This is a genomic window from Bacillus cereus group sp. MYBK14-1, assembly GCF_051916885.1.
Classification (GTDB): Bacteria; Bacillota; Bacilli; order Bacillales; family Bacillaceae_G; genus Bacillus_A; species Bacillus_A cereus.
In genome coordinates this window covers 238,506-263,631 of sequence record NZ_JBQAHM010000004.1, presented here as the reverse complement: position 1 = coordinate 263,631, position 25,126 = coordinate 238,506, and the positions used below count along the sequence as shown (strand labels likewise).

Sequence of the window (25,126 nt, the reverse complement as noted above, 5' to 3'; positions counted from 1 at the left end):
AGTGAATAAATGCAATCAGTATTATTTAATAAATTAAATTACACGTTACAGGTCGGAAAAATTCGTATGTTTATACCGGATTTTAGTTCAAAAGAATATATCCTTTTTGAGGATTTAGCCGGGCTTTTAGATTTAGAGACAAATTATGATGCAATGGTTTTCATACGAAATCAAGTTAAAGAAGCGGGAATAAAAGGTAAAGTCCGTTTTGATTCAGAGAGCGATTGTGTAGAGATATATTCAACAAATGGAAAGACAATGTTACAAGTGGCGATTTTGGTGAATAAGCTTATAGACGAAGAATTTACATTTGAGAATAAAAGAGAGTATGAACAATTCATTGAATCTTGGAAACGACCTAAAAAACAAAAATGGAAAGTTGGGGATGTATTTTCTATCTCTTTACCAAATGAAACATATTTTTTCGGACAAATTGTTGAATTGATGGAAGACGTGTTTCCTCTATGTGTTATATTCGATTTACATTTGAAAACGGTACCTACTAAAGAGGAGATCGATAATGCTAACATTTTAACAGCTTTGATGCTTAATGGAATGGTATTTGACGATTATACTCTTAAGGTTATTTTTGATATGGAAATAATGGGAGAAATAAATGAAAACACTAGGAGAAATCCAGTTCGAAATGTGACTTGGTCTACGTCTCATTTAATAGATTTCTGCATGGAATACAAGTTAGAAAAGAAACAAAAGTTTGTAGAAGAGATATCCGCTAATAGAAATTTTATAATTGAGTATAACTGAGGATAGCAACTTTTATCCGTACTATAAAGCGATTTAAGGGAGATTTATAAATGACAGAAAAAATTCATGAAAGACAAGAAAGAGAAAATCAGGATATAGAAACATTAGCAGCTTTGGAGGATGCAGGATCTAATTTAACGAAAGTGCACTATCTAGAACATTACTTTTTAGTAGATACAATAGAGATTGCAGAGAAAATTGCAGATGTGCTACATGAAAAAGGTTATGATATTTATGAACCATCTGAACAAGTATCAGAAGACGGATTAAGTTTCTATGTATTTATAGTGGGGAAAAATTGTATACCGACAAAAGAAAATGTTTGGGAAGAAACAAAACATATGGCTGAGTTAGCGATTTTATATAGTGGAACATGTACTAGTTATGATGGCTGGGAAACACAAGTAATAGAATAAGTTCGGTGGTAAGGTTTGAAAAAAGCATAAGCAGAACAATGTTTAGGTAATAGCTAGTAATTGTTGAAGTTCAGTGTACATTGAAAAGGCGGAGTCTCTTGGAAGGCTTCGCCTTTGTTTATATAAGATATAAATTAGTCTTATTATTCTACCACTACCGTGCACGTGGTGATGTAGTAGCGATAACAGATCAAAATGGACAAGTGGTAGCAAACTGTGAATATGATGCTTGGGGAAATGTCCTAAAGGGCGACGCAAAAGGAATAGCAGCAGACAATCCATTTGGATATGCGGGATACATGTATGATAAAGAGATTGGCATGTATTATCTAGTTGCGCGTTATTATAATCCAGAGCATGGTGTGTTCTTATCGGTGGATCCTGATCCAGGTGATGAAGAATGGATATACGTATGGTGATGATGGTGGATCCGGATGGACATTGGGCATATCGTCTTTGGGTGACGACACAATTGTGGATTTATGATGACAGAACAGCTTATGCTAACTCTAGGGGAGTAAAAGCGGGAATAAAGGGTTGGGCAGAGAGCTATAGTTTTAATTTTATGGGTGGAGGGAATTTTGTTAGTAAATTGGGATCGTTTATAACGGGAGCATCTAAAGGGTGGAAACAATCTAAAACAAAATGTAAGGTAAAGGCGTCCCAAGTAAAAGTTGGAAATCGAAAAGCGATGCAAAGTGTGCTGAAAAGTGCAGGTAAACAAGCAATAAAGGCTGCTATAGTAAGAGGTAGTAATAAAGCTGTAGGAGTATCATCTAAGGTGATTTTAAATGCTGTTAAAACTGGCGAAAAAGTTATACAAAGTGGCGGTAGAACTAAATCTACTAGTAAACAGGCTGTAGTAGTTTTAAATAAAAAAGGTAAAGTAATTACAACTTTTGCTAAGGGTTCAAAATAAACTGGGAAAGGAGAAGATAAGGTTGTTTAAATTAAATAAAGAGATGCAGATTTTATTGAAACAGACATTAGAATCACAAAATAAACATTTACTATGGTTAAATGTTTATGAAGACTTAAGTATGATAGAAACTGAAAAAATAAATAAATTGAGAGATATTATAGTAGATGAATTAATGGAAAAAGGTTTTGATGAACGAGACAATATAAACGATTTGGGAAGAGCATTAGAAGAGCTAATTGATATCTTAGGAAATTTAATACCTTAGAAAATGTTAAGCTGTATGGCAACGTTTTTAGCAGATGGAAAGTTCCGTTAATTACAGAATGAAAGATTATATAATTTTTAACAATGCGCTTAATACGAGCGTAGCTATGATTAGAGAGTTTTGCATGTGTAGAATAACTCCAAAAATATAAGGATATATTCTGAGGGCGTATAATTATATAGTATATTTATTGATTCGAATCTTTAAAAGGAGAGGAAACATGGAGAAAATAATAGGGATTATTCTGATTATAGGTGGTATGATTCCATTAATTTATGCAATGATACAAATCTATCGGCAATGGAAAGAAAAAGGACCTTCTTTTGCCCTTAAATCAATAATTTTCCTAGCCGTAAGCATTTTGCTAGATACTGCAACAACTATTATATTGTGTATAGTAACAGTATTCATTGGTATTTGTTTAATTATCTACACATAATAAGTTCAAGAAGGCTAACTTATCGATTGTTACTAATTGGAGGGATTGGATGAACTTCATTTTACATGGATCTAAACATACAGTTTTGGCTTCCGTTTTTGACTCATTTGAAGGTAGGGAAAAAGAGTTTAATTGGCTTATAACAGACATGGAGATTGTCGCACATCAGGAAGAGAAACTTATCCGAGATTATCCTAAAATGTCGTATCCAATAGTTTGGATAGCAGGTGAAGATCTTTCAAATCTCGTAAAGAAATATAATCCTCAATTTATTTGGGGCGTACTATCTGCGTTTGATAAGTCTATAAACATTGATATTAATAATTTGCTTGTAGAGCCCTATGCAAATGGAAACGAAGGGCTCTGGGTACCAAGTCCAAATATTCAGCACCCTCAAGCAAAACTTGAAATTGTTTGTTGGGATTCCAGTTTGATGTTGTTATTAAGTAACGATATAAATATTGATGATAAATTTAGAAATTACTTTAAAGAAGCTAGGGATTTAAATGCCTATAATTCGGAATTTTGATTTTAATGGAGACAACATTAATCCGTTATACGAAACAGATATGGAAAAGGGAACGGTATGCGTACTCTACAAGTAGCGTATTATAAGGTGAAAAGCGGATTCTCTGTGAGGAGAATTAGATTATTATTGATTTATAAAAACAAATAGGAATAGATAAACTTAATATTATTAAATGAGAATAGTAGGATGGAATAGGGATAAATATAACTTTGAGAGAAAAGAAGGTGTATTATGGAGTTTACATTCGAAAAGGTTCAACGTATTGAAGATGCAAATATATACCGTGTTAGTAATATAACTGATATTTATGAAACAGATTTATTTGATGATTATAATCGTAATGTTGATAATTTAAGTTTACTTGTTCAAGAGAGGATTAATCAGTTTATTGTACATGTAGATAAATCTGAGGAAAAAAATGTGAAAGAAGAAATAGAGTCTAAAAACATTTCCTACACAGTTTTTGATTCGGGAAGAAGGAACCTTTTCTTTGTTTTTGATTCTATACCAAGGACAGAAGTATCATATATAATCAAGTATTTTTATGGTGTAAGTATAGAAAATACTTTTGCTATTATCAGTTTAGGAAATAGCGTTGGTATTAAACTAGAGGAAATAAATCAAAGTAAATTGATGAAGTGTTTAATGGGAGAATGTGTTGTACCACAAATCGAATTAGTTCCATCATCGGCGTGTGCATTTATTCAATATGATGGTGCGCTTTTAACAATTGCTAGTAATAATTTCGATATTTATGCAACATGAAAATAATAAGAGGTAATTAAATGATTTTTTTAGCGCAAGGAGATACTGGAGATATCCAAAGTTAATTAATATATATATGTCGCACCACTTATATTTTTCAGAAAAGGTAACTTTAAGAATATAGGAGGATAAAAGATACATGGATAAAGAATATGAAGAACTCATAGTTAGGAGTTTTTTTTTAAAAAAATCCAGGATAGAATTATTTTTGAACTAACTTCACCTAAAAAAAGAGTGAAGGCATTAGGGCGTTTGGCGCATAACCATGACACTATCTTAAATTCTATGTATTTTGAATCTATCCCAAAAAATATGGTGTATGCTGAAGGAATATCAACGTAATTAAAAAAATATGGAGCAAAGGATTCTTGTTACGTATCGGTATAATGTTGATAACAAATTAATGGTAGTTTAAGATGCATGGTAATGTTACATATTAGTATGATGTGAATGCAAAACGATTGTTGAATCTTTCTAGTAAAAATAGAATAGCTGCATTAAAAATTTACAATGAACCTTATGCTATAGGAAAAGAAAGAGGGAATTGTTGATGTGGATAGCGTTTCTAGAATTTTTAGAGTTTATTATAGTTTTGAGTTTAAGTCTTATATTAACATTGGTCGTTTTTTTTCAAGAAAATTATCTGTTTGATATTAAAGAAAGTATTAGTAAGAATAGGTTTTTGTTTATTATTCCAATCATACGTATGTCTCTAGGAGTGTGGATATTATATGTTACAGAAACTACTATAATTGCTGTCTCAAAAGTGACTGCAATTCAATTAATTATTTTACTTCTTTTTTGGGCATGCTCGAAGTATGTACAAAAAACTCGTGAAAATTGGCTAATTACTATAGTTGCTTTTGTTGTTTATGGTGTTGGTACATACATGTATATTCAGTTTGCTTTTAGAGGCTATTAATATATCACCAGAAAAGTTAGTGGTTAGAAAGATGCATTTGTTAAATGTTTGTATGAAGGAAGAGCGAATATAGGCTCTTTTTTCTTTATATATAGGATAGGACATGTATCTAATCCTCGTGGGATAAATCAAAATAGAGAACGGGAAGGAATTATATGAACAAAAAAGAATTAAAATTAAAGCTACTGCAAGGTCTAATTGAAGATTTTTCTGCTATTTAATATTTAGAGGTCCTAAATATTTTTAGTTGTGGGGATGTAATTACAATAAGTTTTATAGAAACATTGTGTAGATTAAAGTAGTTCTCTTTTGCAGAAAGTAATGTTGTAGATGATGATTTTAGTGTCTGTAAAGGGATAGAATTTGGTAGCTTTATGGATAAGAGGCATTATTCGCATAAAAATAAGAGTTTTAATGGTATATAGGAGGGGATTATAATGAAATTCCCAAAAGATGAAGATGGACAAGTATTAAATATGTTATACAAGCAAGGGATAGATTTTAATAAAAAACACATAGTAGATTTCTTTATTGCAATTCCTGATCAAGGTAATGGAGAAAAAATAATTGGCAGACTACAAGCGCTGGGCTTAAATTGTGAGTTAGATTATAATGAAGAATTTGAAGATTGGACATGTACTTGTTCTAAAGAAATGTTCTTAATTTATGAGGATATCGTAGAGATGCAAAAGGAATTGAATAAACTGGGTGAAGAGTTTGGTGGATATACAGATGGTTGGGGTGCATTTGTGTAATAGCGAATTTAATTATCGTGATAAAATAAATTAGACGGAGTAAAGAAACTATTTATGGAAAGAAGGGCTTATATAAGTTCTTCTTTCTTTGTATATATTAAGATATCTTAGTGGTAGAAAGGTATATGATATGTGGGCGGGGGGCTACCGGTAAAAGCCCGATTGGTAAGGACTAATTAAAGTTTCACTTTATATAAGTTTTGAGAGAGTAAGATATAAGATATATTGTTTGTAGTGAGATCTTGAATGAAGGGAGCGTGTGATAATTGGCAATGACGGATGAACAATTCGAGAATTATCTTGTTATGTATTATGACAAATTAGAAAGTAAACAGCAAAAATTCATTTCGGATTATAATATCTATAACTTTGATGAGTATTGTTATGATCAAGATCGATGTATATTACAGTTTAAAAAAAATGGTCAAGTGTTACTTGAATTTAGTGTTGTTTTTATAGGGTCTTGGTCTGGAAAGAGTAACAGTTGGATGTGGTCTTGGGCTAATGAGAATGTGGCTGATTATGCAAGAAGTAAGTCTAACTGTTTGAAAGATTTACAAAAGATTACAGGAAGTGAGGTTTTTATAAATCCACTTTTTGAATGCGATCAAGAAATGGCGTATGAGCTAGCAGCCTTTTCCGTTGAATATTTAGATGCAGAAGGAATGTATATGGCACCAGGTGAGAGAAGTGATGTGTTTATGGCTGTTATGTCACCGCATGCATTGTGAGTAGAGCATATGAAAAATATAGATAAGGTAAAATGAATAAGGAGTACAGTTTAATAAATTAATAAAAGGTATCATAGGTCCCCGATGCATGGTGATAAATTTAAAGGAGTGAATTATATTGCTTGAAGTAAAGTTTTACGATTGGAAAAAAAAACGTCCTAAAAAACATTATTTGCTTGTACATGAAATTAGAATTTTTGAGCTAATTTTCTCAAAGAAAGTTAGCGAGTTTGAGATGGGATTAAGAGAGATTGAAAAAGTAACTGTCTTTTGTTTAGCTAACGAAAACACTGATATTTCATATGAAGTGAATAGAGCTTTGGGTGAAATTCGTATATATGTTCCATATGATTTTATGGACTTTTTAGCATTAAATTCAGTTGAAGAGAAATACAAAGAGTTTTGCAAATTAGTACGCCAATATGTTGTCTCTGGACTTGAAGAAAACTCTACTCTTTCATCATCTGTTGTTAAAGGGTATATAGAGGAATCTTTAGATGAAATTGTGAAGCAAAACTATGAAGGAATATTTTTAGTTGGGAAGACACCTAAGAAAAGCCCAAGCCGTAAGAAGATAGCGATACTAAAAGGAATTCATCGTGTTAAAGGTTTCCAGCTACGATGTGAAGTGTATGATGAAAAGGGATTAAAGATTCGAGACCAACTATTGGTGGAAGAGGTAGGGAATGAAATGGTATATTCTAGATTCTTAGGGACATTAAAATGGGAAAGTGAAAATCTAATAGTAGTTCAATCTAAATCCAGTAGTTGGAAAGAAGAAATCTATCTTTAATAACAAGGTTGTATAGTAGAAAGAGGGTTGTAGAGCATAAATGAATTTTTTTCGAAAAAATAAATTAAGTGACATTCAGAAAAAATACTATGAACATTTTGGAGAGCCTAGTCAGATTCTTGAATATACCTGGGGTGAAAGAGGAGCTAAAAGAGTAGAATTAGATAATACCGCTCTAAAAAAAGGAATGCTATACGTTTTAGAATTCCCGAAAAATGAAGATAGGCCAGTATGGACATATGTGACATTAGGGATGTCAGCTGAATATATGACCAATGGTGCTAAAGGAGAATTAATTTGGTTAAATGCAAATCAAAATGAGAAAATAATTGATTTGCTTGCTGGATTGGCACACTATCCATTTATAGATGAAACCTCATTTGATTACGGGGATACAATTTCTAATGCGGATGCTGAATCTAATTTTTCAATGAATGTGCTTTTAGTAAGCCCTGCAGTTATTGAGGCAGGAGAGTCTCCAGAGCTAATGGAGTTTTTTGAAGAAAAAGAGCTTGATTTATTTTGGTTATTGCCTATTCATCAAGAAGAGAAAGAGTATATGTTGGAACAGGGAGATATTAGTGCGCTCTTTGACCTTTGGCTGGAAAAAGAGATTGATACAGAAACTTTCTGTGATCCAAATCGTTTATCTACGGTTTGATAAAAATATTTTAAATAATAATTGTGAGTAAGCATCAAACTTATTAATATTAAGGAAGTTTGATGCTTATTTTTTATGTTTAGAATAAACGAGAGGTTTTTGATATATATGAAAGATATTGTATGTAAAGAATTAATAAGTCTTAAGTCTATTGTTGAAGCCTATCAATTTAAAAAAATGAGTTTGGATTATAAACAAAATGTAATTTTGTTAGTAAAAGACAATCAGAATCAACCTTTTATTATTGATTTAGATAAAAATAATGTGAATATAAATATTTTTAATTTAAATGTAGATATTGATGTCGAATCAGTATTATGTATGCAACGAATCGGCGAGAAATGGTTACTGATATTTCACTATGAAGATGATAATGCGGTTATTTATAATGCGGATGGGAGTGAATATATTAAGTTTTATATTGGAGAAGGGGTTCAAGATTGTCAGGTTGATGTGAACGAAGATATATGGGTTAGTTATTGTGATGAAGGAATTTTTGGAGAGTCTCCAATTGGAGCAAATGGTATAGTTGCTTTTGATTCTACAGGTCAATTGATTTTTGATAGCTATGATCAATATGTAGAACAATATAATATACCGTATATAGATGATTGTTATGCAATGAATGTTATAGATGGAGATGTTTGGCTCTATTATTATTCAGAATTTCCTTTAGTTCAAATGAAAGATAAAAAAATTCATATGTCGTGGAATGAAATACATGTAACTAGGAAAATATGGTCGAAAAGTTTTGCGGTTGCTCAAGGTAAAGTAGTATTCATTACTCAAGATAAAAAATTGGTTGTTTATGATTTAAACAATAATCAAGTGTACGATAGTAATCTTTGTAATGAACTAGGGGAGCAGGTTCAATTTGTTAATTATTATAGCCGCGGATCGGTTATGTATTTTCAAACGGATGATACGCTTTATTATGTTAATTTACTGAATGTATGAGGTGATAAATGTGAATGAACGTCTAAAGAAAATTGCAATGTTAAGAGAAAAGGTAGAGGAAAAGGCTACTAGAGAAAAGTTTTTAATGTTATGTCCGTCTATAAAAGAATTTGAGATTATTAGCGGGAAGAAAATTGCTTCATTAGTAAACTTTTTAATTGATGAAACACCGAATCCTATCAAAGTTATGAGTGAATTAAATGCTGAACAAGTTATCAATGAAATAAAAGAATTTGAACGTGAATTAACTAGTTTATTGTCTAAGAAGATTATTGTATGGTATGCACATGAAAATTGGGACTTTGGTGTGCAATTAGAATTAGAAGATTTCATGTTATATACAAAAGAAGTATTACATTTCATTGGATATGACGATGCTCAAAGAGGATTAATTTATTCTAGCCTTATTGTAGTAGATGAAGCAATGAGAAGTGCTTTTTCTTTTCTAAAGAATGAGTATAATGTCGAGATAGTACTATGGAAAGAAAGCTGAGTGTATTAGAGTGTTTTAAAACAAATTGGATGAATGGTTGAATTTATTATTAGAAGAAGTGGTGCGTGGTTTAGTGTGATAGAAAGAAAAAGAGAGTCTTCAAGGGATATGTATAAGAGAGTAAAGGAGAGAAAATATGTCTTTTTATAAAGAGGAAATAAAAGGGGATAAATTGATTATAAGTGATGAAAGCATTGATATTTTAATGGATGCTTTTCAAGAGATTGAAAAGATATATAATGAAGGGCCTCGCAGATTACCACATATAAATGAGTTAGAGATTATGTTGAAAAATGCATTAGAAATGCAGAGTGATAGTTTTTCTTTAGAGGAACAAGAAGTAGTAGATTGTAAGTTTAAATTAAAGAAACGTCGCAAAAAATCATTTAAGCCAGGGATAGTTTTTGCGATAAATCTTAAAAATATTAATAAGTATGGGTACGGAATGTTAGTGAAAGGACAAAATGTTACGAGGCCATATGATGGGGAAACATATGTAGAATATTTTTCTTTATTTACAGATGAAAAAATACGGATAAGTGAGTTTAAAAACTATTACAAGAATCAAAAAGAAGTATTATTTACGGCGTATACTGCCTGGTCTGGTTGGTTAGATGGTGATTGGAAAATTATTGGTGGATTACCAATGGAATTGTTTGATCCGGGGGAGTATAATCTTCCAGATTTTGTGTTTGAGAATAAGAATCAGGGGACTTATTTTGTGAGCCGAGGGAGAGCAGATGGTCCTTTAATCGATTTTGAAATGGTTAGTGAAGAAGAAGGTAAGAAAATTAAAAATCCTTCAGGGATAGCAGGACAATATGTTATAGAAGATTGGTTGGAAGAGAAATATAGCGTTTTATAAAAAAGAATGTTTTTGTGTTGAAGAGATAGCGGATTTTACTTGTATTTGAAAGGAGTAATAATATGGATATGTATGAGCTAGCTACTGGTGTAGATTCAAAAGAAAAATTAGTAGAATTCCTGTTTTATCTTCAAAAAGATTTTAAAGAAAATAAAGATGAGTGGGAGAATATAACGTTAGAAGATTACTTAGAATCATTGGAAGCATGGCTAAATGATTGTGATGGTGCTTTTCAAAATAAAGGTGAAGAGATGCCTAAAAATATATCATGGAATTTCATAGCGACGGTATTACTCGCGGGAGCTTATTATGAATAAGGAAGACATAAAAAATGGGGTGTCTATATGATTAAACTGGTTAAGCAAGAAAAGGATAAAATGTTGTTTTGGGAAATATGGAAAGAGGCGGAGAAAACTTTAATTGTACATTGTGGCTGTGTTGGTGATACAGGTGAAATGTATGAAATAGAACTGTATCCATTTCAACGTGTTGAAAAAGAAATGAAAGAGTTAGCGGATGAACAGTTGGCGGATGGCTATAAGGTACTCGATGAGGAAGAGCTAATAGAATTTGTTTTGCAATATGATTACACAGAAAATCAGTTGGAAGAAGTATTGGAAAAACGAAACCAAGTTCAAGAGATAATGGATGAAGCGTTAGGGTGGTCTGGAAATGGCCATTGTGATGGTGGAGATATTGGTAGCGGGACGATTAACATATTTAACTTTGTAATTGACGTTGATAAAGCGTTGAAAACAATTCTAAATGAATTAGAAAATCAGCAGTTGTTAGATGGTGTGAAGATTGCCTATGTAAACGATGAGGAAGATTATGTACAGATTTATCCTAGTGAAGGTGAATTTGATTTACTATAAATCTAGTGAGTAGAGGTGCCGAATGTATGTATCAGGAGTAGGTATTTTTGAAGATAATCTATCTGAAGATATAAAGTTTGATTTCCAAGATTTGATTAGTGAAGGCTATAGCTCAGAAGAAGCTACTGAGATGATGGTGAATACATATATTTCATCTTTACGAAAACATGAAGAAAATATTTTTTGGCTAGCGTTGGCTGCAATTCAATGGGAACTAGGAAGATTGAATCCTCAAGTTAAGGAAAAAGCCATTTGTATTATTGAAAGTAAATCAGATTTAAAACGATGGTGGAGAGAACCGGAATTAAAGAAGAAAAGAGAGCTTGTTTTGGAGAAATTAAAAAAGAATTTAGTTTCACCTTTCCCAAAACCGAAAAAGGTAAAAAGAAGAGTAATTCTAAAAACTGAGCTGGAAATTGGAGATGTAATTACGTATCGGTTATTAAGCGGGCAGTACATTATACTAAAAGTCGTGGGTGTGAATGAGTATGCTGGAAATGCATATCCAGTATTGATGTTATGTGACTGGATTGGACGAAATATTCCTGATAAAGATGAAATTCTCACGATGGGAATGAAAGAAGGATTAAATCAATATTTTCAAAAAGGATTTCAGTACATAGAAGTGTTTCCATTAAAGAAAAAGAGTTATCCAAAAGAACGTATTTGCCTTGTATATAAAAATATAGAGGTACCGTCAAAGGATGCATATCCAATTATGTCTTTAGCGTGGGATGAGTTTGATGATGATATTGAAGAATATTATGAATTAAAATAAAAAGCGATAAAACATGAAATGAAAAATGCACCGAAATTATTGAGTGCATTTTTTATAATCTTTATATATTTTGCTGCATTAATTCCAAAATGTGCATCACAATATAACATGTGAAATTTTAAAATACCAGTTAATACCCGATTGATTTAACTAATAAAATAATGAGTAGGGGATGAAGCCCCCCCACTCATTAAAGTTTTACTTTATTTTTTCTCTACTAACTTTTTATTCTTCCAATCTAGTGTAAATGATTTATTAAATGTTTTTTGATCAACGTCTTTTACGTTGTTTCCAACCCAGTTTGCAGTTCCGAATGTGTAGCCTGGACGAAGTTGGTAATCGTCGGCGTGTTTTGTATAAGCGACTTGTAAGTTAGATTGATCTGTATTTTTTTCAGAGATAACAACAGCAATCATACCAGGAGAGAAACCGCTATTTGTTAATGCTGGAAGTTGATCCATCGGTATTAAATTACCTTTTGCATCAGATTCATATAAGTATGTGCGAGAGTACATGAACAGTTGGTTTCCATATAAAGAATGATAGGAGTCACGTGTGTAAATACCCCAGTTTTGATTGTTATATCCGTTAAAGAATACGTTCCATTTTACGTTTTTGTTCGTTTGGTCAATTAAATTTGTTTTATAACTAGTTTGTTTATAGCTTACAGAGTCAGACCAAGTGACTTGACCAGTTGCACCAGCTTCACCGCTAGGGCCATTAGGCGTTACAGAAGCTTTAACAGAGCCACCAAGTTGATAAGATACGCTAGATGTTACAGTCGTTTCTTCTACAGCATTTGTAGGTGCTACGTTAAAGAAACGAGCGCTGTTATCTTGAAGGTTAAATGCAACATCATATTGTGAAGGATAACGTAATGTTGCACTAGCGCCAGGGATTGGGTAGTTATCAATAGGTGCATCACTTATAGTAGGATTTGCTTTTAGAAAACTACCAGTTGTATTAATAACGGCAATCTGTTTATCAGCGCTTGGGTCATCGATAAAAGTTACCTTTAAAGACATTGTCATATTATCAGCTTGATCATTATTAAATGTATTATAGCTCGTATGTGTTTTTGCATTTTGCCCGATATCTGTTACAACTTGCGATGTTGTTTGAGCATAAGCAGCAGGTGTTGAAAGAGTTACAGCGCTACTAGCAAAAACAGCGGATAATGCTAAATATTTTAAGTATGTTTTAGAACGTTTCATACAATTACTTCCTTTTATCTTTGTCGATATATGTCGTATTACATTTATATCGTAACATGAAAATAAAACGGAATGGATGGTTATGCATAATTGCATAGATGAGTTTTGAAGGATAACGATAATAGCATTTTATCAATCCTTATTAAGGAAATTGATGTGATTTTATTTTATCCCGCTATTTGCTGGGCAGTAAGACCCCCACCTCAAAATGCAGCGAAAGCAAAGAAGTTAGGTGGGGGATGAATAAATCCCCACTGATTAAAGTTTCATTTTATATATTCCTCCTAATCAATTCTCCAACTTGCGTCGCAACAAACGCAACATCACTATCAATTTCATCCAACACGTAAGACTCTAAAATGCCCATTACAGCTGTTCCTAAAAATTTTAAGACGATATGTTTATCGATGTTTTTATTTACTGATGTGTCTGTATTTAATTTTTTCTCTATTTCACCCATGATGAAAGTTAGTAATTTTTTTTGAAATGATAAGGTGCTGTTACTTCTAAATAGTGCCGCAAAAAATGGTTTGTGTTCTTTGAAGTATTCAAACCATATGATTGTTCCTTCTATAAATTCTTTGTTTTGCTTCTCGTAGCATATTTCTTTTAATTGGTCTAAATGATCGTCCACAATTTTATCTAATAAATTGTACTTATCTAGATAGTGTAAGTAAAACGTTTTTCTTCCGATGTTTGCTTTTTCGGTAATGTTTTTAACTGTAATTTCATCAAATCCATCTGTAATTAACATTTCTATAAATGCCGATTGAATGGCGTTTTGTGATTTTATAATTCTTCTATCGATTTTCTCCATATCGTGTTCCTCCGTTGTTGATACACATATTTCTTTATGTGTGTATTATCACCCAAATGCGTAAATGTGGTCATTGAAACAAGGTTCTACTCATTTTATTATAAATATACATGTGAGTAATAACTCTCACAAGTGTAAAATTATTAATAAGATAAGGGTGGTTTTATATATGGCAGTTACGAAGGAAAATATAAGATTTTATGCAAGAGGTTTACAAGTTGCAGGTATTTTGAACATTCCTGAAGGTGCTGAGGAAAAGAAACAAAATCCATCGATTGTTTGTGTGCATCCAGGTAGTAGCTGTAAAGATCAAACAGCAGGATTGTATGCCGAGAAGTTAGCGGAACAAGGATATGTCACGCTTGCGTTTGATGCGTCATATCAAGGTGAAAGTGAAGGTACACCGAGATATATTGAAGAGCCAGCTGCGCGAGTTGAGGATATTCGCTCAGCAGTAGATTATTTAACTACTCTTCCTTATATAGATGAAGAACGTATCGGTGTGTTAGGTGTTTGTGCAGGCGGTGGTTATGCGGTAAATGCTGCGATGACAGAGCGCCGCATTAAAGCGGTTGGTACAGTTGTTGGTGCAAATATCGGTCGTTTAAATCGTGAGTCTAACCCGATTGGTGTGTTAGAGGCAATTGGTAAACAACGTACTGCTGAAGCACGCGGAGCAGAGGAAATGATTACAAATTGGATTCCTAAAAATCAGGAAGAGTTAGTAGCAGCGGGTATGACCGATATAGATATTGTAGAAGCAGTTGAGTATTACACAACGCCGCGAGGTCAAAGTTTGAACTCGCCAAATAAGTTAAACTTTACGAGTATGGGATCGGTAATCGGTTTTGATGCGTTCCATTTAGCAGATACGTTATTAACGCAGCCGCTGCAAATTATTGTCGGCAGTAAGCAAGGTGCATTTGGTTCTTATAAAGATGGTCATGAGCTTTATGAGAAAGCAGCTTCAGAGAAAAAGGATTTACTTGTTGTGGAAGATGCGAGTCATTACGATTTATATGACCAACCAGAACCAGTAAAAATTGCAGTTGAAAAATTAACAAGTTTTTATAAAGAGCATTTGTAAAAACAATGTTGATATAAATGGTGCCTATAGTTGTTAGATACAAGTCTAACAACTATAGGTTTTTGCTATGATGAGCGAAGTGCTTAATATTTACGTTATAAGTGCATAACAAGTTATAATAAAAGAAATCAATAAGGAGGCTGGCTGTGAAGAATCTTCGTTATCTCAATATATTTACCATATTAATTATATACACACTACTTATGTTTTACATCGGCTGGAACGGATGGGTTTGGCTTCATGCGGTATTTGGCTGGGAATCTTGGGGATATTATGCTTTTATAGTTGCATTTATTTCATATGCGTACATTCTCGTGCAAGTGTTTAAGTTTTTGCCATTTCTGCGAACGATAGGTTCGATTTGGTTTGCGGTTATACAATATGCGCTTATGCTGTTGCCATTAGCTAATATTATGGTCTTTCTTTTACAGTTTTCAGTAGAGAAAGAAGCGGCAATTATTTGGACAGGAACGGCCGTGTTACTTGCGTTTATCTTTATTTTTGCATACGGAGTATTCAACGCATATAGCCCAGTAGTTAGAAAGTACGAGGTGCACATACCGAAAAAAGTAGAGGGACGTAAAAGTTTACGCATTGCGATGGCTTCTGATATGCATTTCGGTAAACTGTCTGGCGTTTCGCATTTAAAAAGGCTTGTTCGTCATGTAAATGAGATGGAACCTGATATTATTTTACTGCCAGGTGATATTATCGATGATCATCCAGGTGTGTTCATTCAAAAGAATATGGGACCAATCATGAAACAAATGAAAGCACCATTAGGCGTATATGGTGTTTTAGGGAACCATGAATACTATGGTAGAGCGGTTCCAGAGTTTTTACAAGAGATGGATAAGATTGATATTCGTATTCTTTTAGATGAAGTAATTACAATTGAAGATGACTTTTATCTCGTTGGAAGAAGAGATAAAACAGAGCGAGATCGTCAAAGCTTTGAACAATTAATGAGTACGGTAGATAAATCGATGCCTGTTATCGCAATGGATCACCAGCCATTTGAGTTGAAACAAGCAGCAGCGGCAGGTGTAGATTTATTATTATCCGGTCATACGCACCGCGGACAAATGGCGCCCAATCATATTGTAACGAGAAGAATGTACGAGCTAGACTGGGGATACGCACAAAAAGGCGCGTTCCACGCAATTGTTTCTTCTGGATTTGGATTTTGGGGACCACCGCTTAGACTTGGAAGTAGGTCGGAGATTGTGCAGGTAGAAGTTACATTTGAATAGGGGTTATGAAATAGAGAGCTGATGGCTCTCTATTTTTTCAATAAAAACAAATAACAATAAATATTTATGTTGGTGCTAATTTCATAAAAGAGATAAGATTATAAGACTCGATTAAAATAAAGGGGGATTGTAAGTGATCATATCAGATGTACTATACGGAGAATTTGAAGTGGATCAAGTAGTAGAAGAATTAATTTCAAGTAAGTCTATGCAAAGGCTAAAAGGCATTCATCAAAATGGCGCAAGTTACTTAATGAACGAGAAATGGAATGTAACGCGCTTTGATCATTCAGTTGGTGTTATGTTATTAGTTAAAAAACTAGGTGGTTCAGTAAAAGAACAGATTGCTAGTTTACTGCATGACGTATCGCATACTGCTTTTTCCCATGTGATTGATTACGTTTTTGATAATGAAGATGAAAGTTATCATGAAGAGATATTTAGTTCTGTTGTGAAAAACTCAGAAATTCCAGCGATCCTTGCGAAGCATGGTTATAACTATGAAGATATTTTATTAGATGATTCGAAGTGGACATTACTGGAAAGGTCAGCGCCCGAATTATGTGCAGATCGAGTGGATTATACGTTACGAGATATGTATACATACGGATATATTTCTTTAGAAGAGGTTCATAGATTTTTAGAGGATATTATCGCAGTAGAGGGGAAAATGGTCCTTCAAAGTATCGAAATGGCAGAGTGGTTTACAGAAACGTATTACAAAGAAGTAATCGATTTCTTTATGAAACCAATGAATATTTACGGAAATGATATGTTAGTGAAAACGTTAAAGTTAGCTCTTCATAAAAAGGTTATTCATGCAGATGATTTCCTTCTTGAAGATGCTGAGCTTATTTCGAAATTGCAGCAATGTAATGATTCAGAAGTCCATGCTTTATTAAGAAAAGTTCATCCCAATGTAAAAGTAAAAGAAGATAGAGACGATTACGATTTGTATCAGAAAAATAAAGTCCGTCTTATTGATCCTCCGTTACTTCGTGAAGGTGAAGTTATTCCAGCATCTGTTGTGTCAGAAAACATAAGACAGATGAGTGATATTGCTTATGAAAAAGCGGTGAGAGGGATGTATGTGAAAGTGATTTCGAATTAAAAAAGAAGTAGCGCATCGTTTTTAGAGCGCTACTTCTTTTTTATTAATGATCAAACCAATTCCAAATCTCAATATCTCCAAGAGTCGCATAACGTACGTGCGGGGAGTTTTGTAATTTTAATAACTCTTTCGATGGGCCAGTAATAACAATTCCGTATACTTTTACACCGTTGTCCTTTACATATTGATAACGTTTATCTAAGTTTAGTTCTTTCTCAGAAAGCGCTGCTATTTTGCTTACCGTTTTTTTATGGATAGAAAGGACGCGCATCATTTCGGTTACTTTGTCTTCTTGCGTTTTCTGCCCGTCAGTTTCATTATCGAGGAATCTTACATGTTCTGGAAACCCTATAGCTTCTCCGCCATGTAGGATATAGTCATCTACATTTTTTCTTTCTTGTCCTGTATCTAAAGCGTACCATAAAGGAGTTGGAGGGAGTTCTTGTGCCTCGAATGTGCTATATAAAAGCGGTTCTAATTCTTTTAAAGTGTAAGCTTTATCAAAAGAAATTGCTACTTCTGCAACGGTTCCATCATGTACTTTTGCAAGTGTATCCCATACTTTTTTTGATGAATCCTTTAAATAATCACCCTGCTCTGTTTTTGGATGAACAAAGAAGAGTTTTGGTTGATAGAACGGATTCATCCAAGTTCGCTTCGTAACATCTACAGATGATAAGAAGCTTTTTGTTTCTATTGTACCGAGGGGCATTTCTTTTTTACCGACGGTTCGTACTAAATCAAATTGGCTATTCGTACGGAAAAAAGCTTCTACACTTGTTCCGCCTCCCATAACACGGCTATTTGGGATTGTTGCTTCAAGTGCAAGCGAAGGAACCTCTCTAATTTCTTCTAGCCTTTTATCATTATTAGCTTGAAAATAAAAGGCTGATAATACCCCGCCGATTATATAGATAACGATGCAAATTGATAATATAAAACCAAACGTTTGTAAACGATGTTTCCACTTAATTCTCCAAAAAGGAATTTTAAGATTTTTTGGAGGTAACTTTTTCTTAATTGGTTCTGTTTTTGTTAACAGCTCATCTAAGTAAGCTTCACACTCTTCACATGACTCAATATGACTTTCTAACAGTTCTTGTTCATCATGCGTGAGCGTTCCATTTTCATACTTCTTCCATAGTTTTTTAAATTCTGTACAACCCATCCGTATCACTCCTTTATGCTTTTCGTGTCTTTCCGTCCCCTGTGTAATTCAATTTTCACTTTCGCTAATGAGAGACCAGTCATTTCTGCTATTTCCTTATAGGAGAATCCATAGTAATCTCGTAGTAGTAGGACATTTCGTCTTTCGAGCGGAAGAGCGTATAAACTGTCTAACCAACTAGCAATCTCATGTTTTACGAAATATTCATGTTCTGTACTTGGCACGTTTGGTAAATGGAATTCTTCCACTGTAGTTGTTTTATACTTTTTTTCTTTTCGATACCAATCGATAAAGGCATTGTAGGCAATTGTAAATAACCACGGCCTAATTTCTTCTCCTTTATAATAGTCAATATGGACGAGCATTCGGTAAAATGTTTCTTGCATGAGATCTTCCGCATAGTGGGAATCTCCGGTTAGGGAGAGAAGATAGCGAAATAAATCTTGCATATGCTCTGAGTAAATTTCTTCTAATGATTGTTTACGTTTCACTACATTTCCCTCCCTTCATACATAACAACGAAATACATATAAAAAAGTTACAATTTTTTATGGAATTATAGTAAAAAACGTCAAGAATTGGATTGCGTTCTCTTTTATCATAATACATATAAGGCGGGTGAACAGAGATGGAAAGCTATGAAACACAAATTCAAAGGTCAATTGATTATATTGAGGAAGATGTAATGGAAAAACAAACGCTGCGTAATTTAGCGCGGGTTGCAGGTTTTTCTGAGTCTCATTTTCATCGTGTATTTCAGGCGTTAGTAGGTGATACGGTAATGGAGTATGTTCGAAAGAGGAGGTTAGCCCGGGCAGCTTATCAACTTTCTCATACGGATGAAAAAGTTATTGATATCGCGTTTGAACATGGCTTTCAATCTCACGAAACGTTCACGAGAGCCTTTAAAAAATTATTTCAAATGACACCGAGTGAATATCGAAAACAAGAAATCGAAACACCGATGTATTACAGAGTAAATGTAAAGCAAAGAAAATTAAATCCGTATTTAGGAGGCATACAAATGGAATATCGTATTGTAAATAAACCAGAATTTTTAGTGGCGGGTTATGAACTGAAGACGACAAGTAAAGAAGGGAAAAACCATCAAGACATTCCAGCATTTTGGCAAGAATATTTACAAAAAGATCTTGGAACGACGATTCCGAATCGTAAAGATACGAGCCAATGGGTAGAGCTTGGATTATGTACTGATTTTAATTTAGAAACAGGAGACTTCACTTATATTATCGGAATGGAAGTTACAGACTTTGAAAATGTACCAAATGAAATTGCAAAGCGTACTTTCCCGGCAGCAACATATGCAGTATTTACAACGCCGAAAGTTCCTCATGAAGAAATGGTATCGTCTATCCACCAAACTTGGAATGCAGTATTCTCAGAATGGTTTCCGCATTCAGGCTATGAACATTGCGGCGTTACAGAGTTTGAATTATACGATGAGCGTTGCCACGAAGATAAGAGTGAGTTTGCACAAGTAGAGCTTTGGATACCGGTGAAGAAAAAATAATAGGGTAAGAGCGAATCATTGGGAGATGGTTCGCTTTTTTTATAAGTGGATTGTTAAATTTGTATTGTTTTATCTGTAATACATATGAAAATGGTAAAATAAAATAGCAATTAAATATTGCGGGTGGAAGGTTATGCCCTTTCTTCATTTTGTGAAGAAAGGAGGTGTAATCGTATGGAATTTCTTTTGCAAATTTTGTTGGAAATTACAAAAACTATAGCTAGAGAAGGTATAGTTTTTGGATTTAAGAAATTAACGGCAAAAAAGCGCAAAAAGAAGACCACCCGTCTGCCTGCGAAGCGTGGGAAGTCTTCTAAGCGCAAATAAGCTTTAGTTGCAACCTTCCACCTTGCGGTAATTAGTTGCAGTGACGGGGTGTTGGAAGCACCTCGTCTACTTCATTTTATGCAAAACTTAGTTAGTTTATACTTCTATTTATAGTATAACAGTTTAGAAATGTATTTGTTAATAGTTTTATTTTTACTTTTACTTTGTATAGTAGGGAAGTAGGTTAGTATTGTCGGTTTTTGTCGGTAAGTCGATATATCTAGAAAATCGCTGATATAATTCGAGTTGCGCCGATATAATTTCATATACCGATAAAACACCTCAAAAAAACGATCCACATAATTTCAATTACTGTAAAATAATCCCAGAAAAGAAAAAAGACGCCACATAGCGTCTTTCCTACGAACGAAACGGAAATACAAGAATAATCGTCGTTCCTTTTCCGAGTGCACTATCAACGGAAATTGTTCCGTTATGAGCATGAACGAGCTGTTTTGTAATGGCTAGGCCAAGTCCAGTTCCGATGTTGCTTTCTTCTGTGTTTGTTCCGCGGTAATATCGTTCAAATAGAAGTTCTTTCGTTTTTTCATCCATTCCTTTTCCATCATCTGAAATGGAGAGTGTAAAGGAATTAGCGTTTTGTGATAGTTTTACGATGACAGTAGTTGTTTCATTATTATGTTTTACAGCATTTACGAGTAAGTTTTCGATAATACGCTGGAACCATTTTTCTTCAATGAAATATTGAATTTTATTTGAGCTCGGTACGAATTCAATATTTTGATTTTGGAGTGTTGGATTGTTAATAAATTGCAATAACACTTTTTGAACGAACTGATTGATTTCAACGTTTACGTGTTGGGCAGGAAGGCTGTTATTTTTTAATTGATACGTTAAGCTTAAATCATCAATTAATGTTGTCATATATTGAGATTTCTCTTTCATAACACTACCAAATTGCTGAATATCACGATCAGTCCAGTTATATTGATTCGATTCGAGTAATAATGCGTAGCCATATATAGAGCTAAGTGGTGTTTTTAAGTCGTGTGTTAGACCGGTAATCCATTCTTCTCGTGTTTGCTGGAGGACTTGCCTCATCGCATCATTTTTTTTGAGTGTAATAGAAAGGTGTTCTAGTGAACTTGTTACATCTCTAAACAAACGGAATGACCATTTTTCTTTACCAGATCGCCGGAACCTGACGGGTTTTCCTTTTTTACTAATAGGTTCTTCATACTTTCCACCAGCGATATTTTTAAGCCAGCGCATCGCATGTAATAACGGTTTCCCGAATTTATTACCGTACCAAATAGAAAGAATGACTAAATAAACAAATACGATAAGAAGGATTAATCCGCATCCGATGAGAAACTTCTTAGTAAATACATCTTCAATTTCGTCACCTGGATAGTAGTGCTCATTTTTTGCAGTTACAACGAGAAGGTTGCCACTATTTGCATCGTAAAAGCTAGACGTATTTTCTTTATGATTCCACGGTTCTTTTTCATTAAGGGCGATTTGTATTGCTGAAAATGTTTTTTTCTTTCCAGCTGGATAGGCAAAAACCTCTTCGCCATTTTGATTAAATATTTGAAGTGCTGCTTTTTCTTTAGACAGTAACTGTTTTTCTTGATCTGTTAATGTGAACGAATCCATCGTTAAAGAGGAGTGATCCTTTTGAATTGCTGTCAGTAACGCATTGCTTTTTAACATACCACCATAAATAACAAGTACTTTCTTTTCTTCTAATTCAATTTCCCAATATGTAAATTTATAATTACTTTCGATATGATGTTGTATATATGCGACTAAAGATGTCTTCGTATAAGCATTCGGAACATCATTTGGTGTATTAAAGTGGTAGAGGATTTTTCCGTTTTCATCTACAACTTGGAGCCAATCATTTTTCTCCTTTATTAAATCTTGCACTTCAGATTGTAACGAAATATGCCCATCTTCTGAAGAGATGTATCTTGAAATTGTAAAACTATCAGAATCTGGAATATTAGGTTCGTATAAAGTACTAGTAAGAAGAAAAATTAAATAAGTAAAAGCAGCAACTACAGCGATAAGTAATGTAACTAAAACAAAAACGTGTTGCATGATAAATTGAATAATAAGTCGTTTATTAAAATTCATATCGTCACCCTACTTTGTAACGAACTTATAACCAAGCCCGCGAACGGTTTTTATATATTCTGGTTTACTTGGATCATGTTCAATTTTTTCACGTAGTTTTCGAATGTGGACCATAACAGTGTTGTCATCGCCATTATAGGCAGGTGCTCCCCAAACTTTTTCGTATATTTCCTCTTTCGAAAATACGTAGTTCGGATTCTCGCAAAAGAAGAGTAGTAGTTGAAAGAGTTGAGCGGAGCATTCGACAATGTGCCCATCTACTGTTAGTTCTGCAGAGTGCTGATCAATTTCAAATCTTCCAAATGAAATCGAGTGTGATTTTTGTTCGTGTGGTACGGTTTGTTTCATATGTCTCCGAAGCTGTGCTTTCATGCGTGCTACTACTTCTAATGGATTAAATGGTTTCGTAATATAATCATCTGCACCGTATGAAAATCCGGATATTTTATCTAAATCAGATGCTTTTGCTGATAGGAAGAAAATTGGACAATCTGTTTGTTGGCGAATGATTGGACAAATATCAAAACCAGATTGTCCAGGAAGCATTACATCTAAAATAATTAAATCGTAATTGTTTTGCTTAGTTAGAGATAAAGCCATTTCAGCTGATGTTGCAGTTGTAATATGAGAAAAGCCTTCTTTTTCAAGAATGGTAGTTAGTAATTGTAAAATTGCTGTTTCATCATCAACGAGTAAAATATTTGCTTGGTACATAAACATCCCTCCTAATTTTCTCGAATATCATATCATCATTTTGTAACTTATGGAATTTTTAAGGAAATTTTAAGGTTTTCTTTCGCAAAAAATTAAGAATCAAATGATATGATAAAAGTAACATAGGGGAGGAGATGAGTGTGAACCCGTTTCAAGTGATGCGAGCTAGATATTTTTTAATTGTATTTGCACTATTAATTTTAATAGCGAGAAGTAGTGGCGATTTGCTAACAAGTATATTTCATATACAAAATTCTTCTTTTATAAATATCCTTATATTCTATATCCTTCCGATGGTATGGATTTCTTATGAGTATAGAAAGCACCACATTTCATTTTCATTATTTGTTAATAAAAATGAAACATTTAACTTGGTACAAGTTTTATACATTACGGTTATGTTATGCATGTTTAGTTACGGGTATCTTATTTTGTATATGTATAGTTTTGCATGGATTACACCGGACTTTATTATGAACGCCCTGCATGAACCAATTGTAGATAGTACTGGGGGATATGTATCTCAAGTCATTAGGGTCGTATTCATCGCACCAATTATCGGGGAATTTGTTTTTCGCGGATTTTTACTTCAACGTTTTGCAACAAAATGGGGAACGAGCATAGCGACCATCGTTGTAGCAATATTGTTTGCGTTGTTACATGTTGATTTCCTCGGTGCAGCCATATTCAGCATCGTATTGTCAATCGTATATATTCGTACGAAAAGTTTACTCATGCCAATTGCAATACATATGTTAAACAATGCATTTGTAATAGGTGCGTCTTTTCTAATAAGTAGAGAAAAAATTATGAGTTTTGCCGATTTCTCAAGTTATACGACATTCTTTCCTGGACTTATTATTTTTATAACAGGATTAAACTTAGTACTTATCTTTTTATTTGTTAATCGCAAATATTGGAGTAAAGAAGTGCCAGTTATATATGCAGAGCAGAAAAAGAGCTTTTCAGATGTAGTCGGGAGTAAATAAGATGAAGAAGACGGTTGAAAAAATATTAAAAGACATTATAGATTCTACGTCTATTACAGATATGTGTGATAAAAGCGTTTGTCATTGGCTTCAACCTGTAGTAGATACGATTGTGTTTCCAGAGTATTACGTATTTTCTAGTACTCATTTAAAAGAAAATATTATTTCTCTTCTTATTGTGTTCGGGGTTTTACTAATATTTGGTCTAATTGTAGAAGAAATGATGAAGCGCATCTTCAAAAAGAATGAAGAGAAGTATATGTGGATTCATAAAGTATTCGAGAAAGTAATGGTGGCTTTCCTTTTGTTTTATGGTATGAAAACAATCATTTACTTTATAGCTTTGAAACATCATTAATTCGAAATTTGAAAGGGATGTATAAAATTATATGAATGAAACGATATCATCAAATAAGTTTTTTTATTTGATTTTACTTAGTCTAGTGTTAATAACGACAGTGAATGTTATTTTGCGCTGGGAGGAAGCTTACTTTTTCATGTATTTAGCGCTCCATTTGTTGGGGATTTTATGTATAAGTGGTGGAGTCGTTACTGAAAAAAAGAATGAAGAAAGCGTTAACTATATGTGTGTGATCGGTCTTGTTTTACTTTTAGCTGTACAGGGTATTATGAAATATAGTTCTTTCTCTTTACAAGATTTTAGTTTATTAATAGATGTACTTCCTTAAAGAGGCTTTTTATGTTATCTAAAAAGCAAGTAGGGTACGTGCTGGTTTGTAAGTGCGATTCTTATTCCGGATTATGAACCGAAGAAAGTGTTTAAAGATAGGTAAAACTCTTCTTATGTAGAAGAGTTTTTTTATGTAAATAAAAAGATCCAGAGCAATTCACATAATAAGCTTGTTCTAATTTAGCGTGTA

Annotated in this window: 33 protein-coding genes and 1 pseudogene; 27 read left to right on the top strand and 7 right to left on the bottom strand. The window is 33.4% G+C overall.

The genetic code is table 11. The features are described from left to right. Positions 1-9 precede the first annotated feature (9 nt). Together ACTFR3_RS14295 and ACTFR3_RS14290 are read left to right on the top strand one after the other, a co-directional pair. On the top strand, positions 10-765 hold the full coding sequence (locus ACTFR3_RS14295) for an Imm26 family immunity protein (protein ID WP_001192248.1): 756 nt from the start codon (positions 10-12) through the stop codon (positions 763-765). A 50-nt stretch (positions 766-815) separates the two neighbouring features. Further along, complete coding sequence (locus tag ACTFR3_RS14290; RefSeq protein WP_000136599.1) at positions 816-1,181, top strand: ribonuclease E inhibitor RraB; 366 nt, start codon at positions 816-818, stop codon at positions 1,179-1,181. 42 nt (positions 1,182-1,223) lie between these two features. Here ACTFR3_RS14290 and ACTFR3_RS14285 read toward each other — a convergent pair. Next, positions 1,224-1,325: pseudogene (locus tag ACTFR3_RS14285) on the bottom strand (IS6 family transposase); the annotation flags it as partial. A gap of 59 nt (positions 1,326-1,384) precedes the next feature. Here ACTFR3_RS14285 and ACTFR3_RS14280 point away from each other — a divergent pair. From ACTFR3_RS14280 to ACTFR3_RS14200, 17 genes are all read left to right on the top strand, one after another. After that, positions 1,385-1,600, top strand: coding sequence for an RHS repeat-associated core domain-containing protein (locus ACTFR3_RS14280; protein ID WP_395940373.1), 216 nt, complete (start codon positions 1,385-1,387; stop codon positions 1,598-1,600). After that, positions 1,582-2,100, top strand: coding sequence for a hypothetical protein (locus ACTFR3_RS14275; protein WP_012593162.1), 519 nt, complete (start codon positions 1,582-1,584; stop codon positions 2,098-2,100). Before ACTFR3_RS14280 ends, ACTFR3_RS14275 begins: the two co-directional genes overlap by 19 nt. Positions 2,101-2,122: 22 nt before the next feature. Then, positions 2,123-2,368 carry a hypothetical protein gene (locus ACTFR3_RS14270; protein ID WP_000475564.1) on the top strand — a complete coding sequence of 82 codons (246 nt, stop codon included), beginning with the start codon at positions 2,123-2,125 and terminating at the stop codon, positions 2,366-2,368. A gap of 220 nt (positions 2,369-2,588) precedes the next feature. After that, entirely contained in the window at positions 2,589-2,807 is a 219-nt protein-coding gene (locus ACTFR3_RS14265) for a hypothetical protein (protein WP_000411162.1), read from the top strand. Between the two features lie 49 nt (positions 2,808-2,856). Continuing rightward, complete coding sequence (locus ACTFR3_RS14260) at positions 2,857-3,336, top strand: hypothetical protein (protein ID WP_071739486.1); 480 nt, start codon at positions 2,857-2,859, stop codon at positions 3,334-3,336. A gap of 231 nt (positions 3,337-3,567) precedes the next feature. Then, positions 3,568-4,101: a hypothetical protein gene (locus tag ACTFR3_RS14255; protein ID WP_017656756.1), complete on the top strand. Its 534-nt coding sequence runs from the start codon at positions 3,568-3,570 to the stop codon at positions 4,099-4,101. Positions 4,102-4,651: 550 nt separating this feature from the next. Next, positions 4,652-5,023, top strand: a complete 372-nt coding sequence (locus ACTFR3_RS14250; RefSeq protein ID WP_074553938.1) for a hypothetical protein — start codon at positions 4,652-4,654, stop codon at positions 5,021-5,023. Positions 5,024-5,460: 437 nt separating this feature from the next. Continuing rightward, positions 5,461-5,778: a ribonuclease E inhibitor RraB gene (locus ACTFR3_RS14245; protein WP_142408361.1), complete on the top strand. Its 318-nt coding sequence runs from the start codon at positions 5,461-5,463 to the stop codon at positions 5,776-5,778. Positions 5,779-6,044: 266 nt separating this feature from the next. Further along, positions 6,045-6,509 (top strand): DUF6882 domain-containing protein, encoded by a 465-nt coding sequence (locus ACTFR3_RS14240; RefSeq protein ID WP_322356697.1) that lies wholly within the window; start codon positions 6,045-6,047, stop codon positions 6,507-6,509. 118 nt (positions 6,510-6,627) lie between these two features. After that, the gene (locus ACTFR3_RS14235) at positions 6,628-7,302 is read left to right on the top strand and encodes a hypothetical protein (RefSeq protein WP_048538000.1); all 675 of its coding nucleotides are present in this window, start codon (positions 6,628-6,630) and stop codon (positions 7,300-7,302) included. A 40-nt stretch (positions 7,303-7,342) separates the two neighbouring features. Further along, entirely contained in the window at positions 7,343-7,963 is a 621-nt protein-coding gene (locus ACTFR3_RS14230) for a suppressor of fused domain protein (protein WP_322356696.1), read from the top strand. A 108-nt stretch (positions 7,964-8,071) separates the two neighbouring features. Further along, complete coding sequence (locus ACTFR3_RS14225) at positions 8,072-8,920, top strand: hypothetical protein (RefSeq protein WP_322356695.1); 849 nt, start codon at positions 8,072-8,074, stop codon at positions 8,918-8,920. A 10-nt stretch (positions 8,921-8,930) separates the two neighbouring features. Beyond that, a complete protein-coding gene (locus tag ACTFR3_RS14220) occupies positions 8,931-9,413 on the top strand; it encodes a hypothetical protein (RefSeq protein WP_001005736.1) in 483 nt (160 codons plus the stop codon). A gap of 136 nt (positions 9,414-9,549) precedes the next feature. Then, entirely contained in the window at positions 9,550-10,278 is a 729-nt protein-coding gene (locus ACTFR3_RS14215) for an Imm26 family immunity protein (protein WP_016122082.1), read from the top strand. A gap of 62 nt (positions 10,279-10,340) precedes the next feature. Next, a complete protein-coding gene (locus ACTFR3_RS14210; protein ID WP_000367770.1) occupies positions 10,341-10,595 on the top strand; it encodes a DUF7660 family protein in 255 nt (84 codons plus the stop codon). A gap of 27 nt (positions 10,596-10,622) precedes the next feature. Next, positions 10,623-11,153: a hypothetical protein gene (locus ACTFR3_RS14205; protein ID WP_000594116.1), complete on the top strand. Its 531-nt coding sequence runs from the start codon at positions 10,623-10,625 to the stop codon at positions 11,151-11,153. Between the two features lie 22 nt (positions 11,154-11,175). Further along, positions 11,176-11,931 (top strand): hypothetical protein, encoded by a 756-nt coding sequence (locus ACTFR3_RS14200; protein WP_000289514.1) that lies wholly within the window; start codon positions 11,176-11,178, stop codon positions 11,929-11,931. Positions 11,932-12,134: 203 nt separating this feature from the next. Here the strand turns inward: ACTFR3_RS14200 and cytK2 are convergent, their stop codons facing one another. Both cytK2 and ACTFR3_RS14190 read right to left on the bottom strand, forming a co-directional pair. Continuing rightward, positions 12,135-13,145, bottom strand: a complete 1,011-nt coding sequence (cytK2, locus tag ACTFR3_RS14195; RefSeq protein ID WP_000830638.1) for a beta-channel forming cytolysin CytK2 — start codon at positions 13,143-13,145, stop codon at positions 12,135-12,137. Between the two features lie 271 nt (positions 13,146-13,416). After that, positions 13,417-13,962 (bottom strand): TetR/AcrR family transcriptional regulator, encoded by a 546-nt coding sequence (locus ACTFR3_RS14190; RefSeq protein ID WP_000410998.1) that lies wholly within the window; start codon positions 13,960-13,962, stop codon positions 13,417-13,419. A 169-nt stretch (positions 13,963-14,131) separates the two neighbouring features. Here ACTFR3_RS14190 and ACTFR3_RS14185 point away from each other — a divergent pair, with 169 nt between their 5' ends. The 3 genes from ACTFR3_RS14185 (at position 14,132) to ACTFR3_RS14175 (ending at position 17,413) form a co-directional block, all read left to right on the top strand. Next, on the top strand, positions 14,132-15,049 hold the full coding sequence (locus tag ACTFR3_RS14185; protein ID WP_134995118.1) for an alpha/beta hydrolase: 918 nt from the start codon (positions 14,132-14,134) through the stop codon (positions 15,047-15,049). Positions 15,050-15,195: 146 nt separating this feature from the next. Continuing rightward, complete coding sequence (locus ACTFR3_RS14180; protein ID WP_000793739.1) at positions 15,196-16,302, top strand: metallophosphoesterase; 1,107 nt, start codon at positions 15,196-15,198, stop codon at positions 16,300-16,302. Between the two features lie 133 nt (positions 16,303-16,435). Beyond that, positions 16,436-17,413: an HD domain-containing protein gene (locus ACTFR3_RS14175; RefSeq protein WP_322356694.1), complete on the top strand. Its 978-nt coding sequence runs from the start codon at positions 16,436-16,438 to the stop codon at positions 17,411-17,413. 43 nt (positions 17,414-17,456) lie between these two features. Here ACTFR3_RS14175 and ACTFR3_RS14170 read toward each other — a convergent pair whose 3' ends face one another. Both ACTFR3_RS14170 and ACTFR3_RS14165 read right to left on the bottom strand, forming a co-directional pair. Continuing rightward, positions 17,457-18,581, bottom strand: coding sequence for an anti-sigma factor (locus ACTFR3_RS14170; protein ID WP_000501944.1), 1,125 nt, complete (start codon positions 18,579-18,581; stop codon positions 17,457-17,459). 5 nt (positions 18,582-18,586) lie between these two features. After that, the gene (locus tag ACTFR3_RS14165; protein WP_000824008.1) at positions 18,587-19,072 is read right to left on the bottom strand and encodes an RNA polymerase sigma factor; all 486 of its coding nucleotides are present in this window, start codon (positions 19,070-19,072) and stop codon (positions 18,587-18,589) included. A gap of 137 nt (positions 19,073-19,209) precedes the next feature. Here ACTFR3_RS14165 and ACTFR3_RS14160 point away from each other — a divergent pair, with 137 nt between their 5' ends. Then, on the top strand, positions 19,210-20,112 hold the full coding sequence (locus ACTFR3_RS14160) for an AraC family transcriptional regulator (RefSeq protein WP_000446855.1): 903 nt from the start codon (positions 19,210-19,212) through the stop codon (positions 20,110-20,112). 174 nt (positions 20,113-20,286) lie between these two features. Then, the gene (locus tag ACTFR3_RS14155; RefSeq protein WP_000394943.1) at positions 20,287-20,439 is read left to right on the top strand and encodes a hypothetical protein; all 153 of its coding nucleotides are present in this window, start codon (positions 20,287-20,289) and stop codon (positions 20,437-20,439) included. 360 nt (positions 20,440-20,799) lie between these two features. On the opposite strand, the gene ACTFR3_RS14150 is transcribed toward ACTFR3_RS14155, so the two are convergent. Further along, positions 20,800-22,542: a sensor histidine kinase gene (locus tag ACTFR3_RS14150; RefSeq protein ID WP_001010450.1), complete on the bottom strand. Its 1,743-nt coding sequence runs from the start codon at positions 22,540-22,542 to the stop codon at positions 20,800-20,802. A 9-nt stretch (positions 22,543-22,551) separates the two neighbouring features. After that, the gene (locus ACTFR3_RS14145; protein ID WP_000283871.1) at positions 22,552-23,256 is read right to left on the bottom strand and encodes a response regulator transcription factor; all 705 of its coding nucleotides are present in this window, start codon (positions 23,254-23,256) and stop codon (positions 22,552-22,554) included. A 140-nt stretch (positions 23,257-23,396) separates the two neighbouring features. Between ACTFR3_RS14145 and ACTFR3_RS14140 the strand changes: the two genes are divergently transcribed. From ACTFR3_RS14140 to ACTFR3_RS14130, 3 genes are read left to right on the top strand one after another with little or no spacing between them, the layout of a single operon-like run. Next, on the top strand, positions 23,397-24,245 hold the full coding sequence (locus ACTFR3_RS14140) for a CPBP family intramembrane glutamic endopeptidase (RefSeq protein ID WP_001067988.1): 849 nt from the start codon (positions 23,397-23,399) through the stop codon (positions 24,243-24,245). Between the two features lies 1 nt (position 24,246). Next, the gene (locus ACTFR3_RS14135; protein ID WP_000754338.1) at positions 24,247-24,603 is read left to right on the top strand and encodes a hypothetical protein; all 357 of its coding nucleotides are present in this window, start codon (positions 24,247-24,249) and stop codon (positions 24,601-24,603) included. A 31-nt stretch (positions 24,604-24,634) separates the two neighbouring features. Beyond that, a complete protein-coding gene (locus ACTFR3_RS14130; RefSeq protein ID WP_001006050.1) occupies positions 24,635-24,934 on the top strand; it encodes a DUF2101 family protein in 300 nt (99 codons plus the stop codon). Positions 24,935-25,126 lie beyond the last annotated feature (192 nt).